Origin of the sequence: Bombella pluederhausensis (genome assembly GCF_026385525.1) — a bacterium.
Classification (GTDB): Bacteria; Pseudomonadota; Alphaproteobacteria; order Acetobacterales; family Acetobacteraceae; genus Bombella; species Bombella pluederhausensis.
Map to the genome: position 1 here is coordinate 258,560 of NZ_JANIDY010000003.1, position 14,677 is coordinate 273,236.

The following is a 14,677-nucleotide window of genomic DNA, read 5'->3' on the forward strand; positions in this document are numbered from 1 at the left end:
GCCTGAAATAGGCTTAGTGTTGACATAAATATCCCATAATAGTGGTGTGATTGCTGCCGGACAGCGATTTCTGCCTGTACTTATGGCGAGCCGCGTGTTCACTCTTGAGGAAATGAGGTACGGAAGATGTCTTACGCTGCGCTGGACGCTGGCCGGGTGGCCCGAGCTGCTGAGCTGGCCTTGCAGACTTTGTCCGCAGAGAAAGAGGCATCTGAGGTAAATCAGCGCAAGACGATCATGATAGAGCGTATGCATGCGCTTGCCAGAGCCGCTGCCGAGACAGCAGGACAGGGAACAGTGACGCTGACGTCTGAGGAGTTCTGGCTGATTTCCAGAAACTGGTAAGGTTCCATTAGCCGGAACTGGACTATGGTAAATGACCGATCGTATGAATCTGACAGTTTGGGTATTGGGGAGCGTTAAGGGATGAAGTGGTTTTTTGCAATTACGGAAAATACGCTTTCCAACGACCCCGATCACGGTTTTATCGACTGTATTCGGGCGGCTGTACAATCTGCTCGTGAGAATACAACCCTGATCCCGCACATGGTCTTTGATGGCAATGAGTGCGATTTTACGAGGGAAATGCGGGCCGCCGGTGTGAATGTTATTTTCCACCGTCTGCATTTTTATGATCGTCTGCTGGATGCGCAGCGCCGCCTCAAGCCGGAATGGCCTAATTACATCCATACAGCAGCAGGGGCCTTCATGCGGCTGGAGCTGCCCCTGTTGGAGCAGGAAGATCAGTACGTCCTCTATACGGACTGTGATGTGATGTTCCTGAAAGACCCGCAGGTTGAGTTCTGCAAACCTGAGATTTTTGCGGCCTGTGGTCAGTTCGGCAAGCAGGATTACTATACGGACATGAATTCAGGCGTCATGGTGATGAACCTTGAGCGCATGCGCCGTGACCTGCCTGCGATGGTGGACTTCCTTTGTGATAATCTGGACCATGTGTCTGGTTACGATCAGGAGCTGCTCCGCATTTTCTACAATGCACACTGGAGCCCTCTGTCCGCCCGCTTCAACTGGAAGCCCTATTGGGGTGTGGATGACCGGGCCACGATTGTGCACTTCCACGCTGCCAAGCCGCCGGCTGCCCGTCATCTTCTGGATGATCCGTCTTATCGTGAGCACGATCATGTCTTTCATGCATGGCGGCATTGGTTCTTCCAGAATCCGGCAGGGTATGGCTACTATGTCCCGGAATGGGAGAAGTATCTGGAAAAGGCTAAGTCCTCTTATACCCCTGACATGGTTGATGAGTTTGACGCATTGAGAGAAGACTGACCTTCTGCCCCCCCGGTTATTCTGGGGTAAGATTTTTGGGATCAGGATAATGGAAAGGCCCCTTGATGGGGCCTTTTTTCATGTCCAGAGCTGGTCGCGGTATCCGGTTTGATCTGTTCAGTCTCCAGAGGACTGGAGCAGTTTTTCTGTCAGAGGGGTGCGGGCATGGCGTTCTAACCAGCGGCCAAGCGGGCGGGCTATGGCAGGCCCCAGCGTGATGACGGCGATCATGCGGGCTGTCTGCATGGCGATGATAAAGGGGAGAGCAATAGGGATATTGGCACTGATGACGATGATAGTGTCCAATCCGCCGGGGCTGGTGGCCAGATAGGCGCTCAGCAGGTCTATTTTGGCAAAATGGGCGACAGGGAAGGCCAGCAGAGCGCAGATAGCAATGAGTGTGAGCGAAGACAGCATTACGGCCGGGATGGAGCGCAGCGCATAGCGCAGAACGGGCGCCGTGAAGCGCAGACCAATGGACCAGCCAATAATGAGATAGGCTGGAATCCGAAGCCAAAACGGGGCGCTGATCTGTAGAATACCGCTGAGTTGTGCTGCAGCGCCGGTGAGGATGGTCAGCAGTAGGGCAGCAGCTGGCATTTTCAGCCTGACCCCGATGAGGGTGAAGGTAGCGATCAGCAGCAGGGTAGGAATCAGGTCACCCCGTACAGGGGGAGGCATGGCTACATTGTGATGGGTCCGGATGACAATCCACGATACCAGAGATGTGGCAACGGCTACCATGATAACCCGGAAATAGAGCATGAACGCCGTCAGTCTCGTATCGGCACCGAAGGAGCCACAGAGCATGACCATAGTGGAGGCTGCGCCGGGGGATGTTCCCCACAGGGCTGTCGTGCCGGGCATGATACCGAACCATGCCAGTGCCGCCCCCGTGCCGAAACTGACGAGGATGACCGACACTACACTGAAAAGCACCAGAATCCAGTGGGACAGGATATGGTGCAGGACAGACATCGTCAGGCTGTTGACAACCACACAGGCAAGGATCGCCTGCGCCAGTGTGAAAAAGGTTGGCCGGATGGTAACGCCACGCCCTTTGATCGACATGATGATGCCCGCAATCATGGGGCCGAGCATCATGCCCGCTGTCAGATGCAGCAGAAGGAACAGGCCGGAAATTATAGCGGAGAGTGCAGTCAGCCCCGCCCATCGCATACCGTGGGATCGCCAAGGGAGGGACGACAGATTCACACGCCTGACCTCACTTAGCTCTGTCTGTCATCTGGTGATTCAGAAGACTCATCGGATGGTTTTTTGCGGAATGCAGCCAGACTGACGACTTCAGCCCCTTCTGTTCTGGAATCTCCACCCTGTTCCGGTGTGGAGGAGGTGGCTTTATGTTCACTTGCTACGGAGCGGAAGTCATGCACTTCTGCCGGGGTGCTGTCATGCTGTTCATCCGCATCGGCTGAGGCAAGGCCATCTTCCGGTTTGTGGTGCGGGTTGAAACGCAGGATGAGATGAACATGGGGGTCGGCAAATGCCGTAATGGCCCGGAAGGGGATATGCAGCGTGCTGGGAATCCCACCAAAAGACAGCCCCACCGAAAATGACTGCGCCTGACGGTTCACTGTCAGGTTCTGGAACTGATGTTGCAGAACGATGGTCATTTCCTCAGGGTAGCGTTCCTTCAGGCGGGCGGGAATGTCCACATCGGGCATGTTGGTCAGGAAGGTCATGTAGAAATGATGATCCCCCGGCAGACCGTGCTCACTGACATAATCCAGTGCCTTGAGCATGACCTCGCGCTGGGCATTTTCCAGCCAGACATCATAAGGAAGAAGGCTGGCAGGAATGGAGGGGTCAAAGCCGTCTTGGCCAGTGGTATCATCACTCATTGAGGAAGACCATTATCTGTTTCGTCAGAAAGTCTTTCAGGTGTGCGACAGCCTGCACAAAATCGCAAGGGCTGTGCCTGATATTCTTTCATTAAAAGATGATGTACGGGGAGGAATGGGTGGGGGGCTTCTGTTGCCCGGTGCCCCCCGGACCGCGCTTATCGCTTATGCAGCAACAGCGAGCACCTCAGAGTTATCGTTGGCACTTGTAAAGTCAGCCCGATGACGGCGGAACAATACCGGGCAAAAAGTAGATCTTTACCATGCGTGTCGAGCCTGTTTCGTCCCCATAGCGCCAGCCTTGAGGCTGATGGTGGAGACGCCGGGCACTGCCCCCGGGTCCACAACACTTATTTCATCTACCGTTTATCGCCATAGCCAAGGCCGAAGCCTCCGGCACGGAGAGATATAGGCTTTTCTCCCTGTCATGACAAGGTGATTGCACGGGGCGCTGTATGCGTCTTGCTGTCTGCTTGACAGGCGGTTACATCATGAGCGGAAGATACGGGCCTCTTTTGAGGCCCGTCATTCTGAATCAGACGGATGATTTGAGAGAGGTAGGAGAGAAACTTATGGCCCTGACAGAAGATCAGCGTTCGGAAATCACGGCCTTGCGTGCCGCTCCTCACCAGACGGTCCGGCCAACGGTTCCGGCCATGGAGGAGATCCTCTTTGAGCCGTTCCCTCTACTGGATCATGGTTTCATCCGTGTTGTGGATTATATGGGTGGGGATTCGGCAGTTGTGCAGGCTGCTCGTGTCTCTTACGGCAAGGGGACCAGAAAGACATCCGAAGATGCTGGGCTGATCCGCTATCTGATGCGTCATCGTCATTCCACACCGTTCGAGATGTGCGAGATCAAGTTTCACGTGAAACTGCCGCTTTTTGTCGCTCGCCAGTGGATTCGCCATCGCATGGCCAGTGTTAATGAATATTCTGCTCGCTACTCCGTGCTGGACAAGGAGTTCTACCTGCCAGATGCGTCACAGATTGCCGCACAGAGTAAGGTTAATAATCAGGGCCGTGGGGATACTCTTAGCGTCGAGACAGCGCAGGAGGTTCTGTCTATCCTTCAGCGTGATGCGTTGCAGTGTTATGGCGATTATGAGCAGATGCTCGACCCGGAAGGGCTGGGTGTTGCCCGTGAGCTGGCCCGGATCAATCTGACACTCAACACCTATACGCAGTGGTACTGGAAAATTGACCTGCATAACCTGATGCATTTTCTGGCATTGCGGGCTGATTCTCATGCTCAGTATGAAATCCGTGTCTATGCTCAGAAAATGATTGAGATTCTCAAGGCATGGGTGCCGCACACGGCACAGGCTTTTGAGGAGTACCGTCTTGGGGCATACAGCTTTTCTGCGGGGATGCTGAAGGTGCTGCGCCGCCGCCTTGCTGGTGAGACGGTCACGCAGGAAACATCCGGCCTGACAAAACGGGAATGGACCGAAATGCAGGCCGTTCTGGAAGGCTGATCTTGTCCGCTCCCGACCCTTTTGATGATGAAGACAGGCCGCTGGGGCCCGTACAGGATTCTGAATCTTTGTTGCGGGAAGGGCGGCGCTTCCAGATGGAAAATAACATTCCCGCCCTTCTGGGGCACAAGCCCCGCTTTCTGCCGTGGGCTTTGCTGGCGGGGCTGTTGGTTCTTATCTCTCTGGGGATAGAAATTTTCTGGCCTTTGCCGGGGCGGCACGGGCCTCTGCCTGCCTGTGGGCAGGTCCCGGCGGGGACGGTTTCCTGCCAGCAGGTTGCTGCGCCACCAGCATCATCTGGCGGTGGCGTAGCTCATTAGGGAGTGGTCGTTCTGGCAGGGGCAGCAATGCTGCGCCCACGGGCTCCCAGAACCCGGAATGTTTCATCCAGTCTCTGGATGAAGCTTTCCTCTCCAGCCTGCATCCAGCGTCTTATGTCGTAATATTTCTTGAGCGGACGGTGCGTGTCCGGGTCGACCTGATGGGTGAAAGCTGTTTTATGGTCTTCAACATACCGGGCAACGCCTCGTGCGTAGGCAAACTGCGTGTCTGTATCAATATTGAATTTGAAGACACCGTAATCCACAGCCTTCCTGATGTCGTGTTCTTCTGATCCTGAACCCCCGTGAAAGACCAGCGGAACGGGATTGGGTGACGTCTGGAGCTCCTGCGCCACGAGCGTCTGGGACTGGCGCAATATATCGGGGTTGAGGCAGACATTGCCCGGTTTATAGACACCGTGCACATTGCCGAATGAGGCCGCAATGGAGAGCATCCCCAAGGGGGACAGGGTTTTCCAAGCTCTCAGCACGTCTTCCGGGCTGGTATAGAGGGATGGGTTGCAGGCTGTTTCATGGGGGTGCAGCTCCATGCCGATGCCATCTTCTTCACCGCCTGTCATGCCAAGCTCAATTTCCAGACCAATGCCCAAGGGGGTCAGAGCCTTCATCAGTGTGGCGGCGGTGCTGATATTGTCCGAGACGGGTTCTGTCGAGAGGTCCAGCATGTGGGATGAAAAGAGAGGCCGCCCTGTCTGTTCATGATGCCGCCGACTCTGTTCGACAAGCCCATCAATCCACCCCAGTAGGGACCGATTAGCATGGTCGGTATGGAGAATGACCGCCACACCATAATGTTGGGCGAGAAGGTGGACATGCTGCGCCAGTGCCGTTGCTCCGAGAATCTGCGCCTGATGCTCATTCGGGAAGGACTGGCCAGCATAGAAGCAGGCACCGCCAGCGGATATCTGAATAATGATGTCAGAACCATTTTTTCGGGCCGCTGCCAGAGCTGCATTTGCTGCTGTGGAACTGCTGACATTGACGGCAGGGAGAGCATAGCCTCCCGCACGGCAGGCCTGTTGCAGGGCCCGGTATTCTTCTCCGCTGACAACGCCTGGCTGGATGGCTGACAGGCGGGATGAGGAGGAAGCGGGAGAGGAAAGCATGTCGGGTCTCTGGTGAAAGAAGGAAAAGGCTGGTCTGAAAAGCATAGTCTGTTCTGCCTGTTCGATATACATAATGCAGAAAAACAGGACCATGAAGGTCCATTGTTCTTGCGTTGCGTTAAAGGGTGCTCATCTCATGGGTATCTGATAAGAGAGGCTGCTATGACACAGAATGACCTTATGCTGATTGAAACCGAAGACACCCCCAATCCGGCAACGCTGAAGTTTCTGCCAGGCCGGGATGTAACAGGTGACCGGGACCCGGTTGATTTTGCCGAGGCTGGTATTGTGGCCGGGCGTTCCGCTCTGGCTGACGCCCTGTTTGCTCTGGCGGATGTAAGGCGTGTGTTTCTGGGCAGCGACTTTGTCTCTGTCACCAAGGATGACGCTGCGGACTGGGCTACGCTGCGCCCGCAGATTCTGGTCACCCTGACGGATTTCTTCCGGGCAGGGAAGCAGGTTCTGGCCGCCGATATTGCCGCACCAGAGGCTGTTATTTCCCCTGAAGATGCCGATATTGTCGCCAGAGTGAAAGAGCTGCTTGATACACGGGTTCGCCCGGCTGTGGCCAGCGATGGCGGGGATATTGTCTTCCGTGGTTATCGTGAAGGTGTGGTGTATCTGAGCATGCAGGGCGCCTGTTCTGGCTGTCCGTCTTCCCGTGCCACGCTGCGTCATGGCGTGGAGAACATGCTGCGCCATTACGTCCCTGAGGTGTCAGCAGTGGAGCCTGTTGAGGAGTAATGGCTGATGACGACATCACCGGATTCAGTAGAAGATCACACGGCCAGTACGCTTTTGGCTGAGGAGCTGTTCACGCAGTGCCGCACGGCGGAGGGTTTTTCAGACCGTCCGGTGGGTGATGATGTGCTGCTTCGTTTGTATGACCTGCTGAAGCTGGGGCCGACCTCTGGTAACTGCTCTCCGGCACGTTTTGCCTTCCTGAAGACGGAAGAAGCCCGGCAGAAAATCCGTCCGGCTTTGTCCCTTGGGAATGTCGAGCAGGCCATGGCGGCCCCCGTTCTGGTGATTGTCGGTTACGATCCGCTGTTTTTTGAGAAACTGGCAACGCTCAACCCCATGCCGGGCTTGCGGGACTGGTTTGCAGCGGATGTCGGGCTGAGTGATGAGACGGCTTTCCGTAACGGGACCCTTCAGGGGGCCTATCTCATCATGGCAGCCCGCGCGTTGGGGCTGGCTGTACGGCCCATGTCCGGTTTCGATTCCATCATGGTGGAAGAACAGTGCTTCCGGCAGCAAGGCTGGCGGGCCAATTTCCTCGTTGCGCTGGGTTACCCGAAAGAAGGGGAAGAACCAGCATCACCACGTCTTCCTCGTTTGCCCCATGAGGAGGTCTGTCTGTGGCTGTAATGCCGGAACGGTGCCTTGTGCTGAATGGAGCTGGTGCAGGGCGAGGGCAGAGCAACCTGATTGCCGTGCTGGAGCGTGGCATCGTGGTGGAAGAAAAAGTTCTTTCAGGCCGTGGAGCCTCCGAGCGTTTTGCGCCTGCCGTACAGGCGTTGCTGGCACGGTCTGGCTGGCAGCAGCCGCCGGAGCTCGTGGCGGCCATCGTGGGGCCGGGATCATTTACCGGGCTGCGGGCCTCCCTGTCTCTTGCTGCCGGGCTCGTGCGAGGGTGGAATTGCCGTGGTGTTGGAGTGAGGCTGGGCGATGCGCTGCGAGCGACTATGCAGCATGATGAGGCCGCCATTCTTTGTCTGGCCCGCCGGGGGCGTGTGTTTGTGGACCCTCCCGGTCGTCCGGCCTATGCCTTGCCGGTAGAGGATATCCGCCCTGATAGCTGGCCTGCTGTGGCTGGCGATGCTGTTTATGGAGATGATGCCCTGCCGGAGCTTTCAGGGGAGCCGGGTGACTGTCTTCTGGGGCGGCAGACGGTCCGTCTTCCTTATGCTGTTCCTTCAGCGGGGGGTATCTTCCGGGCAGCCTGTCAGGCGCTTGTACAGGGTGATCGGGCCTATCCGCTGGAGCCTCTTTATGTTGACCCGCCTGAGGCCAAGCTTCCGGCGGGTGGCCTGCGTCCTGCGCCACGATGAAGATAGAGGAGGCGTTTCCGGCTGAAGGCGGGGACCCTACCTCGTCTGATTTGCCTGTCACTGCACCAAGACAGGTAGGGCCGGAGGCAGCGTCTTTGCTCTCACTAGTGCATCATGCTGCTTTTGCAGGGAAAGAGCCTTGGGATGAGGTTGCGTTTCGGCAAATTTTGGAGATGCCGGGTGTTGTGGCGTGGCTGGCCTGCGTGGAGGATCGCCTGCCAGAGCGGGAGATGGTGCCTGCCGGGTTTATCATCACCCGCTATGTGCTGGATGAAGGTGAAATTTTAAGTCTGGCAGTTCACCCCCATAAGCAGCGTCGTGGGGTCGCACGTACGTTGCTGCAGCATGTTCTGAAGCAAGCACAGAAAGCCGGAGAGACGCTTTTTCTGGAAGTCCGGGTCAGTAATCAGGCGGCTGCAACATTATATGAGCGTGCTGGATTTCAGCAGGTTGCTGTACGATCACGCTATTATGAAGATGGCGAAGATGCTCGCCTCTTACGGTGGCTGCCAGAGTAAAGATAACAGGTCATTTTGATATTCATGCCCTGTCATTCTGGAATGGATAGAGGGTATAGGCATGGGATGCCGGAATGGCTTCTGCATGATGAGGCGGTCCAGATGGTCTCTGTGGCAGATTATTATTTCACAGTAACTTTTAATTAATTTTTCTTTCTATGTCCCTGCATAGGTTATGCTGGGGCTCCAAGTGGTAAGGACTTGCTTGGATAAAACAGGGAAATCTTTGCGTTGTGGATAATTACCGATAAAATATAGTGTTATTATAGTAGCTGAAACGAAACCAGTTTTCTCATGTAACACTGAACTTTTATGGTACATTTTATATGCAGCAGGGAGGTCCTTATACCATCAACAAGTAGTTACTATTACAGAGATGTTTTTTTTCTTATTGTCTTTTCCTGCAATCCGTTATAGGTCGAACTAAATTTCTTGGGAGATAACTTTTTTATGTCGTCTGAGACAGAAAAACAGGATCTGCGCCAGCTAACCGCACAGATCATCACCGCTTATGTAAGTAGCCATGATGTTGCTGCTGAGGCTCTGCCAGATCTCGTCCGGTCTGTACATGGTGCGCTGGCTGGTGCTGGTGCCCCGGTTGAGGCCGAGCCAGAAAAGCCCGTTCCGGCTGTGCCGCCACGCAAATCCGTCTTCCCTGATTACATCATCTGTCTGGAAGATGGTAAGAAGCTGAAGCTGCTGCGCCGCCATCTTAAGACTGCGTACAACATGACCCCGCAGGAATATCGTGAGCGCTGGGGTCTGCCGCCTGAATATCCGATGGTGGCCCCCAATTACGCAAACCATCGTTCCTCTCTTGCACGGCGTATCGGTCTGGGTCGCCGCCGTGAGGAGAATGAAGGGCAGCAGTAAGCGCCCCCTTACGATCTGAAAAAAGGAGGAGTGCTTTCCGGCTTTATGATGCGGATTGGACAAACCGCATCATAATCGGATAGATCATCAATATGGTGATGAGCACAAAAAAAGCGGGGCGCGGGAGTGCTGCGCCCGACAGTGCGGTGGGAGATTCTCCCATCGCGCGACTTTGCGTCAAGCATGGCCTGAAAATGACCGGGCAGCGGCGTGTGATCGCTCGTGTTCTTTCCGAAGCGGAAGATCATCCCGATGTGGAGGAGCTGTATCGCCGTGCCTCCGAGCTGGATAGCCGCATCTCTGTGGCTACTGTTTATCGGACGGTTCGCCTTCTGGAAGAAAAAGGTATTCTGGAGCGCCGCGATTTTGGCGGTGGGCGTGCGCGGTATGAAGCAAGTGAGAATGGGCATCATTACCATCTAATTGACATCGATAGCGGCAATGTTATCGAGTTCGAGAATGATGAGCTGGTGGGGCTGCTCGCCCGGATTGCCGCAGAGCTGGGGTTTGATCTCATGTCCCATCGTGCGGAGCTATTTGGTCGGCGTACCAGTTCTGGTAAGAAGAAAGATGTTGCTTCCGGTAGTGGAAGCGAGGATGAAACCACCCCCCCAAGCCGGGCATAAGGAGTAGTTGATTTCATATGACCGGAAAGAGCCTGTCCGATACCATCGAGGATATGCAAACCCCCGCCAGCCCTGCTGAAAAGCTGGATATGGGGGGTATCGTCAGCAGCGAGAAAACGCAGCGGCAGATGGATACTCTGGCGACACTGGCTCTTAATCGGGAAGGCGGCTTTCAGGAGCTGCGTGGGGGGAGTCTCGGCGTTCGTCTGGCTACAAGCGAGGAGGAGATCCGTGCTGCACAGGCGTTGCGGTACCGTGTCTTCTTTGACGAGATGGGAGCGCATCCCAGTGAGGAAGCGCTGAAGACCCGTCTTGATGCCGACAAGTTTGATGAAATTGCCGATCATCTTCTGGTTGTGGATCATGCCCTTGGTGCCGGTGCGGCCGGTGTGGTGGGAACGTACCGCCTTCTGCGCTCTGATGTGCTGGGAGAGAATGGGCGTTTCTACACGGCTGACGAGTATGATATTTCCTGCCTGACAGACTTCCCGGGGCGCCTGCTGGAAGTTGGTCGCTCTTGCGTGGCACGGGAGTATCGTGGGCGGGCTGCCATGCAGCTACTCTGGCGGGGTATTGCGTCCTATATTTTCCTCCATCGTATTGATGTGCTGTTTGGCTGTGCCAGTTTGCATGGCACATCCCCTGAGACGATGAGTGATGAGCTGACATGGCTGTATCATAATCATCTGGCTCCGCCCGCTTTGCGTGTGCGTGCTCTGCCGGAACGTTATGTGAGCATGTGTCGGACAGACCCGGCTACTCTGGACCGGCGGACATGTCTCAGCAAATTGCCGCCTCTCATCAAGGGTTATCTGCGTCTTGGCGGGTATATTGGTGATGGTGCCGTGGTGGATGAGCAGTTCAATACGACAGATGTTGCCGTGCTGGTGAAAAGTGAGTTGCTGGCAGACAAATATTACCGGCATTACGAGCGCCGTCTTAAAGACGCTTTGGATTAAAGGCTCCTTGAAGATTATCGGGGCGGTGTGTGCCTTCCCGCAGAAGGGAGGGTGGCGCAGTGTCATTTTTATGCTGGCACTGGGCGCCGTGGCCGCTCTGTCTTTGCCGCCTCTTTGTTTTCTGCCGGTTCTGCCTGTGGCGATGGGGTTGCTTTATCGCCTGTCATGTGAGGCTTCCAGCCATCGTCAGGCGGCGTGGTGGGGCTTTCTGTTTGGTATGGGGTTTCATACGGCAGGGCTTTACTGGCTGACCAATGCTGTTCTGACACGGGTGCAGGACTTCTGGTGGGTGCTGCCATTTGCTTCATCAGGTGTAGCGTTGCTGATTGCCCCGCTGGTGATGATTCCGGCGGTGTTGTGTCGTCTGGTGCCAGCAGGTTGGCCTCGTATCCTGCTGTTTGCTGGCAGCTGGACATTGGCTGATATGGCACGGGTTTTCTATTTTTCTGGCTTCCCATGGAATCCCCTTGGCAGTGCTCTGGAACTGTATGGCAGGGTCGGGGATTGGCTGATTCAACCTGCTTCTTTGATAGGGGTGGATGGACTGACCCTTATGCTAGTTCTGGCATCATTGATGCTATGGCAGGGCCGGAAAGCGGCGATTGGGGTGGCTGTTTGCGCTCTGTGCTGGTGTGGCTGGGGGATGTGGCGTGCAGGACATGCAGATTTCGTGTCGGGTCAGGTCAACCCGGCTGTCGTAATCGTGCAAGGGAACGTCACCGAGACAGAGGTGCTGGAGCGTGACGGGGCTGTAGCGCAGTTTAATAGCTATTTGGATTTAACGGCTGCCGGTGTGAAACAGGCACGCATGATCGTGCCGGATCGTCATGCTGTGGTTGTCTGGCCTGAATCGGCTTTCCCGGGGCTTTTGGATGAAGATGACTGGGCTCGCCGGGACATTGCCTTGGCAGCGGCCGGGGCACCCGTCTTGCTTGGTTCAGATCGGCGTGCCCAGGGGAAAGGGCGCTGGTATAACAGCCTGATGGCTCTGGCCCCAGATGGGCATATTGAGGCGATATATGACAAGAGTCGCCTTGTTCCTTTTGGGGAATATGACCCTTGGATCGTGCCTTTCCATCTTCTGCCTGCCGAGGTGGTGCCCGGTCCGGGGTTGAAGACGTGGAATCTGCCACAGATAGGTCGGGTCGGCCCCATGGTCTGCTATGAGATCGTGTTTTCTGGCAGTGTGGTGGCGCCGGGGCAAAGGCCGAACTGGCTGCTGACCATTTCCAATGATGCGTGGTACGGCAATAGTGCAGGGCCCCGTCAGCATTTGGCCACAGGTCGGATGCGTGCGGTGGAGGAAGGGTTGCCTGTGGTGTTTGCCAATAACCGTGGTGTGTCAGCCATTTATGATGGTCGTGGCCGAGAGGTAGGGCGTACAGGCTGGGGGAAGGAGGAGGTGCTTGTCAGACCTTTGCCGGGACCAGAAAAACCAACCATGTTCGCTATGATGGGGCATCGTCTGGTGCCGGGTCTGCTGTCCCTTTTGTTGGCAGGCCTTGCTTTTGGGGCAGGCAGAAAGGGAGGGAGGAATCAGCGCCGCTGAAAAGGCAGGATCACAAGGAAGTGTGTGATCATGGTAATTAAGTGTTAATTTTTATAAAGAAACAATAAAATGCCAGACGTTTTTTATAGAGGTTGCGGTTGATGGTAGAGAAGGTATCACCTGTTGATGAACATGTGGGAAGGCGTATTCGTCTTCTTCGAGGGTTGCGGAAATATTCACAGGAGAAGCTGGCCAAGGCATTGGGGATCACATTTCAGCAGGTGCAGAAATATGAGCGTGGTACGAATCGGGTAGGGGCAAGTCGTCTATATGATCTGGCGCAGATACTTGATGTCCCGGTTGGTTTCTTTTTTGATGGTCTAGAGGGTTTTACTACCGCTCATGGAGTTGGATTGCACGAGGAGCAGGCGGGCTTTCAGAGCGGATCAGAAAAGGAGGAAAAGGATACACCATCTGAGGTGAAGAAGGATTGCAGAATCGAGCTGCTCATGCAGCCGGAGACGCTGGAGCTTGCTCAGGCCTATTACAGCATCAAGGATGAGAAGACCCGTCAGCAGCTTCTCAATTTCATCAAAGCGATTGCTACCCGGCCATGATGGCAGGGGGGATTATTCCCGCCGTAAGATCATGTCATTGAGGAAGGAGCTGAATCGCCCTGCCCGGTAAGCGCTGCGGAGGGCATCCTCGTCATATTCTTGCTCTACCCAGTCCATGAAGGAGAGACGGCCTTCGGCTGTTTTCTGGTAAAGCAGAAAGAAAGCATCAAGAATGCCTGTACGGGACCGGCGAAAATGCAGGAAGCGCCAGTGAAGATGCTTCAGAGCATCTTCGGCTTTTCCTCCTTCAAAGAGGGTCACGAGGCCACTGGCAAGGCCAGCTCTGTCCGCACCGGACTTGCAGTGTAAAAGCAGGGGAAAGCGGGCCGTGCTGTAGAGTTTATGGAAGCGGAGAATGCGTTCCTTATGAGGGGCATTGCGGCTCTCAAAGGCCATGTCCAGATAGGGGAGGCCGAGCTTTGTGCAGGCTTCCCGGCCAAGGGCATCAGCACCGCATTGCCGGTGACCTCGTAAGTTGATGACCATGACGAGCCCTAGTTTTTTCTGCCAGCGGCGTAGCCGCCCTGGTGTGGGGTGATTGCTGCGCCAGACACGCCCCGGCACGACAGGGGCCAGATTGGTCCAGACCAGGCGGAAAATGGCGTGATCCACAAACAGCCCATCATACCAGGCACGAAGGCGTTGTAGGGGAGAGGAAAGAGGGCCTTTGAACATGGTTGTCTCTTTTCACGCCTGTGGGCCTTCGTCAATTCCGTGGACGTGTTATAGAGGGAGGGTCATGCGGCTGTATCATTCTCTTTCCCTGTATGCCCGCCCGTTTTGCCGGGTTCTGTGGCTTTGCCTGATGGGCGTTGCCCTGCTGACAGGCTGTGCGGGAGAGGATGATGATGCCCCTAAACATCATCTCCCTAAAGCGGACATGACGGAAGCTTACCCGAAGAAACCATTCCGGGAGCTTCATCACCCTATGCCGCCTTATTCGGGGGGAATGGTTCCAATGGTGCAGGTTATTCAGCCAACGCCGGATGAGATTTCTGGGCGTGCTTTCCGTACCGCTGATGGCAGCGGCGGTAGTGGCAGTGGTGGTCGCAGCGGTGGTGGTAATGGTGTTCCTCATTTCCCCGCACAGACACAGACCGATGTGTCCTACGGGCCGCCAGTGGCCCAGCAGAAATAGTGAGTTGACGAACGGGATGCCTGTCTGACAGGTCAGGCAGGCTGTAAAGCAGGGCAGGATCGCACAGGCGGTCCTGATGCTTTTCCCTCAGGAAAGAAAGACCGTGCTTAGTCCTTCAGGGGTGTTGCCTGTTCCGGCAGCATGACGGGGATGCCATCACGAACAGGAAAAGCAAGTTTTGCCAGTGGGCTGATGATGCTGTTGCTCTCTTTGTCATAATGAACCGGCCCTTTGGTGACTGGGCAGACGAGGCGGGCCAGAAGTTCGGGAGAGGGGGCGGTGTTGGTCATGGTAGGGCTTCCTGTTGAATATGAAAGGAAGGGCCG

The 14,677-nt window shown here is 55.5% G+C and carries 19 protein-coding genes and 1 other RNA gene; 14 read left to right on the plus strand and 6 right to left on the minus strand.

Going from position 1 to position 14,677, the window contains the following annotated elements; genetic code table 11:
• Positions 1–126 precede the first annotated feature (126 nt).
• Complete coding sequence (locus tag NQF86_RS07520) at positions 127–345, plus strand: hypothetical protein (RefSeq protein WP_266117012.1); 219 nt, start codon at positions 127–129, stop codon at positions 343–345.
• A gap of 81 nt (positions 346–426) precedes the next feature.
• Positions 427–1,290 (plus strand): hypothetical protein, encoded by an 864-nt coding sequence (locus NQF86_RS07525; RefSeq protein ID WP_266117013.1) that lies wholly within the window; start codon positions 427–429, stop codon positions 1,288–1,290.
• Positions 1,291–1,407: 117 nt separating this feature from the next.
• Here NQF86_RS07525 and NQF86_RS07530 read toward each other — a convergent pair whose 3' ends face one another.
• The 3 genes from NQF86_RS07530 to ssrA form a co-directional block, all read right to left on the minus strand.
• A complete protein-coding gene (locus NQF86_RS07530) occupies positions 1,408–2,505 on the minus strand; it encodes an AbrB family transcriptional regulator (protein ID WP_266117014.1) in 1,098 nt (365 codons plus the stop codon).
• Between the two features lie 14 nt (positions 2,506–2,519).
• The gene (locus NQF86_RS07535) at positions 2,520–3,152 is read right to left on the minus strand and encodes an SspB family protein (protein ID WP_266117015.1); all 633 of its coding nucleotides are present in this window, start codon (positions 3,150–3,152) and stop codon (positions 2,520–2,522) included.
• A 118-nt stretch (positions 3,153–3,270) separates the two neighbouring features.
• Positions 3,271–3,590: a transfer-messenger RNA gene (gene ssrA, locus NQF86_RS07540) on the minus strand.
• 134 nt (positions 3,591–3,724) lie between these two features.
• On the opposite strand from ssrA, the gene thyX reads away from it, so the two are divergent.
• Both thyX and NQF86_RS07550 read left to right on the plus strand, forming a co-directional pair.
• The gene (gene thyX / locus NQF86_RS07545; RefSeq protein ID WP_266117060.1) at positions 3,725–4,630 is read left to right on the plus strand and encodes an FAD-dependent thymidylate synthase; all 906 of its coding nucleotides are present in this window, start codon (positions 3,725–3,727) and stop codon (positions 4,628–4,630) included.
• 2 nt (positions 4,631–4,632) lie between these two features.
• The gene (locus tag NQF86_RS07550) at positions 4,633–4,950 is read left to right on the plus strand and encodes a hypothetical protein (RefSeq protein WP_266117016.1); all 318 of its coding nucleotides are present in this window, start codon (positions 4,633–4,635) and stop codon (positions 4,948–4,950) included.
• Here NQF86_RS07550 and fbaA read toward each other — a convergent pair.
• Entirely contained in the window at positions 4,947–6,077 is a 1,131-nt protein-coding gene (fbaA, locus tag NQF86_RS07555) for a class II fructose-bisphosphate aldolase (protein WP_266117061.1), read from the minus strand. The genes NQF86_RS07550 and fbaA overlap by 4 nt on opposite strands.
• 180 nt (positions 6,078–6,257) lie before the next feature.
• Here fbaA and NQF86_RS07560 point away from each other — a divergent pair, with 180 nt between their 5' ends.
• From NQF86_RS07560 to NQF86_RS07600, 9 genes are all read left to right on the plus strand, one after another.
• A complete protein-coding gene (locus NQF86_RS07560) occupies positions 6,258–6,821 on the plus strand; it encodes a NifU family protein (protein WP_266117062.1) in 564 nt (187 codons plus the stop codon).
• Positions 6,822–6,827: 6 nt separating this feature from the next.
• Positions 6,828–7,448 carry a malonic semialdehyde reductase gene (locus tag NQF86_RS07565; RefSeq protein ID WP_266117017.1) on the plus strand — a complete coding sequence of 207 codons (621 nt, stop codon included), beginning with the start codon at positions 6,828–6,830 and terminating at the stop codon, positions 7,446–7,448.
• The gene (gene tsaB / locus NQF86_RS07570) at positions 7,448–8,131 is read left to right on the plus strand and encodes a tRNA (adenosine(37)-N6)-threonylcarbamoyltransferase complex dimerization subunit type 1 TsaB (RefSeq protein WP_266117063.1); all 684 of its coding nucleotides are present in this window, start codon (positions 7,448–7,450) and stop codon (positions 8,129–8,131) included. The genes NQF86_RS07565 and tsaB overlap by 1 nt, the downstream gene beginning before the upstream one ends.
• Positions 8,128–8,649, plus strand: a complete 522-nt coding sequence (rimI, locus tag NQF86_RS07575; RefSeq protein ID WP_266117018.1) for a ribosomal protein S18-alanine N-acetyltransferase — start codon at positions 8,128–8,130, stop codon at positions 8,647–8,649. Before tsaB ends, rimI begins: the two co-directional genes overlap by 4 nt.
• 450 nt (positions 8,650–9,099) lie before the next feature.
• Positions 9,100–9,522, plus strand: a complete 423-nt coding sequence (locus NQF86_RS07580) for a MucR family transcriptional regulator (protein ID WP_266117019.1) — start codon at positions 9,100–9,102, stop codon at positions 9,520–9,522.
• Between the two features lie 92 nt (positions 9,523–9,614).
• A complete protein-coding gene (locus tag NQF86_RS07585; protein ID WP_266117020.1) occupies positions 9,615–10,148 on the plus strand; it encodes a Fur family transcriptional regulator in 534 nt (177 codons plus the stop codon).
• Between the two features lie 89 nt (positions 10,149–10,237).
• Positions 10,238–11,107: a GNAT family N-acetyltransferase gene (locus tag NQF86_RS07590; protein WP_266117064.1), complete on the plus strand. Its 870-nt coding sequence runs from the start codon at positions 10,238–10,240 to the stop codon at positions 11,105–11,107.
• A 70-nt stretch (positions 11,108–11,177) separates the two neighbouring features.
• A complete protein-coding gene (gene lnt / locus NQF86_RS07595; protein WP_266117065.1) occupies positions 11,178–12,656 on the plus strand; it encodes an apolipoprotein N-acyltransferase in 1,479 nt (492 codons plus the stop codon).
• A gap of 101 nt (positions 12,657–12,757) precedes the next feature.
• Positions 12,758–13,213 (plus strand): helix-turn-helix domain-containing protein, encoded by a 456-nt coding sequence (locus NQF86_RS07600; RefSeq protein ID WP_266117021.1) that lies wholly within the window; start codon positions 12,758–12,760, stop codon positions 13,211–13,213.
• Between the two features lie 12 nt (positions 13,214–13,225).
• Here the strand turns inward: NQF86_RS07600 and NQF86_RS07605 are convergent, their stop codons facing one another.
• Positions 13,226–13,888, minus strand: coding sequence for a fused DSP-PTPase phosphatase/NAD kinase-like protein (locus NQF86_RS07605; RefSeq protein WP_266117022.1), 663 nt, complete (start codon positions 13,886–13,888; stop codon positions 13,226–13,228).
• Between the two features lie 64 nt (positions 13,889–13,952).
• Between NQF86_RS07605 and NQF86_RS07610 the strand changes: the two genes are divergently transcribed.
• The gene (locus NQF86_RS07610; protein ID WP_266117023.1) at positions 13,953–14,351 is read left to right on the plus strand and encodes a hypothetical protein; all 399 of its coding nucleotides are present in this window, start codon (positions 13,953–13,955) and stop codon (positions 14,349–14,351) included.
• A gap of 107 nt (positions 14,352–14,458) precedes the next feature.
• Here the strand turns inward: NQF86_RS07610 and NQF86_RS07615 are convergent, their stop codons facing one another.
• The gene (locus tag NQF86_RS07615; protein ID WP_266117024.1) at positions 14,459–14,641 is read right to left on the minus strand and encodes a Trm112 family protein; all 183 of its coding nucleotides are present in this window, start codon (positions 14,639–14,641) and stop codon (positions 14,459–14,461) included.
• Positions 14,642–14,677: the final 36 nt, after the last annotated feature.

What these genes read in the sequence shown, in the direction of transcription:
- NQF86_RS07520 (WP_266117012.1), top strand. Translation starts at nt 127, where the DNA reads ATGTCTTACGCTGCGCTGGACGCTGGCCGGGTGGCCCGAGCTGCTGAG.
- NQF86_RS07525 (WP_266117013.1), top strand. Translation starts at nt 427, where the DNA reads ATGAAGTGGTTTTTTGCAATTACGGAAAATACGCTTTCCAACGACCCC.
- NQF86_RS07535 (WP_266117015.1), bottom strand. Translation starts at nt 3,152, where the DNA reads ATGAGTGATGATACCACTGGCCAAGACGGCTTTGACCCCTCCATTCCT.
- thyX (WP_266117060.1), top strand. Translation starts at nt 3,725, where the DNA reads ATGGCCCTGACAGAAGATCAGCGTTCGGAAATCACGGCCTTGCGTGCC.
- fbaA (WP_266117061.1), bottom strand. Translation starts at nt 6,077, where the DNA reads ATGCTTTCCTCTCCCGCTTCCTCCTCATCCCGCCTGTCAGCCATCCAG.
- NQF86_RS07560 (WP_266117062.1), top strand. Translation starts at nt 6,258, where the DNA reads ATGCTGATTGAAACCGAAGACACCCCCAATCCGGCAACGCTGAAGTTT.
- NQF86_RS07565 (WP_266117017.1), top strand. Translation starts at nt 6,828, where the DNA reads ATGACGACATCACCGGATTCAGTAGAAGATCACACGGCCAGTACGCTT.
- tsaB (WP_266117063.1), top strand. Translation starts at nt 7,448, where the DNA reads ATGCCGGAACGGTGCCTTGTGCTGAATGGAGCTGGTGCAGGGCGAGGG.
- rimI (WP_266117018.1), top strand. Translation starts at nt 8,128, where the DNA reads ATGAAGATAGAGGAGGCGTTTCCGGCTGAAGGCGGGGACCCTACCTCG.
- NQF86_RS07580 (WP_266117019.1), top strand. Translation starts at nt 9,100, where the DNA reads ATGTCGTCTGAGACAGAAAAACAGGATCTGCGCCAGCTAACCGCACAG.
- NQF86_RS07585 (WP_266117020.1), top strand. Translation starts at nt 9,615, where the DNA reads ATGGTGATGAGCACAAAAAAAGCGGGGCGCGGGAGTGCTGCGCCCGAC.
- NQF86_RS07590 (WP_266117064.1), top strand. Translation starts at nt 10,238, where the DNA reads ATGGGGGGTATCGTCAGCAGCGAGAAAACGCAGCGGCAGATGGATACT.
- lnt (WP_266117065.1), top strand. Translation starts at nt 11,178, where the DNA reads ATGCTGGCACTGGGCGCCGTGGCCGCTCTGTCTTTGCCGCCTCTTTGT.
- NQF86_RS07600 (WP_266117021.1), top strand. Translation starts at nt 12,758, where the DNA reads ATGGTAGAGAAGGTATCACCTGTTGATGAACATGTGGGAAGGCGTATT.
- NQF86_RS07605 (WP_266117022.1), bottom strand. Translation starts at nt 13,888, where the DNA reads ATGTTCAAAGGCCCTCTTTCCTCTCCCCTACAACGCCTTCGTGCCTGG.
- NQF86_RS07610 (WP_266117023.1), top strand. Translation starts at nt 13,953, where the DNA reads ATGCGGCTGTATCATTCTCTTTCCCTGTATGCCCGCCCGTTTTGCCGG.
- NQF86_RS07615 (WP_266117024.1), bottom strand. Translation starts at nt 14,641, where the DNA reads ATGACCAACACCGCCCCCTCTCCCGAACTTCTGGCCCGCCTCGTCTGC.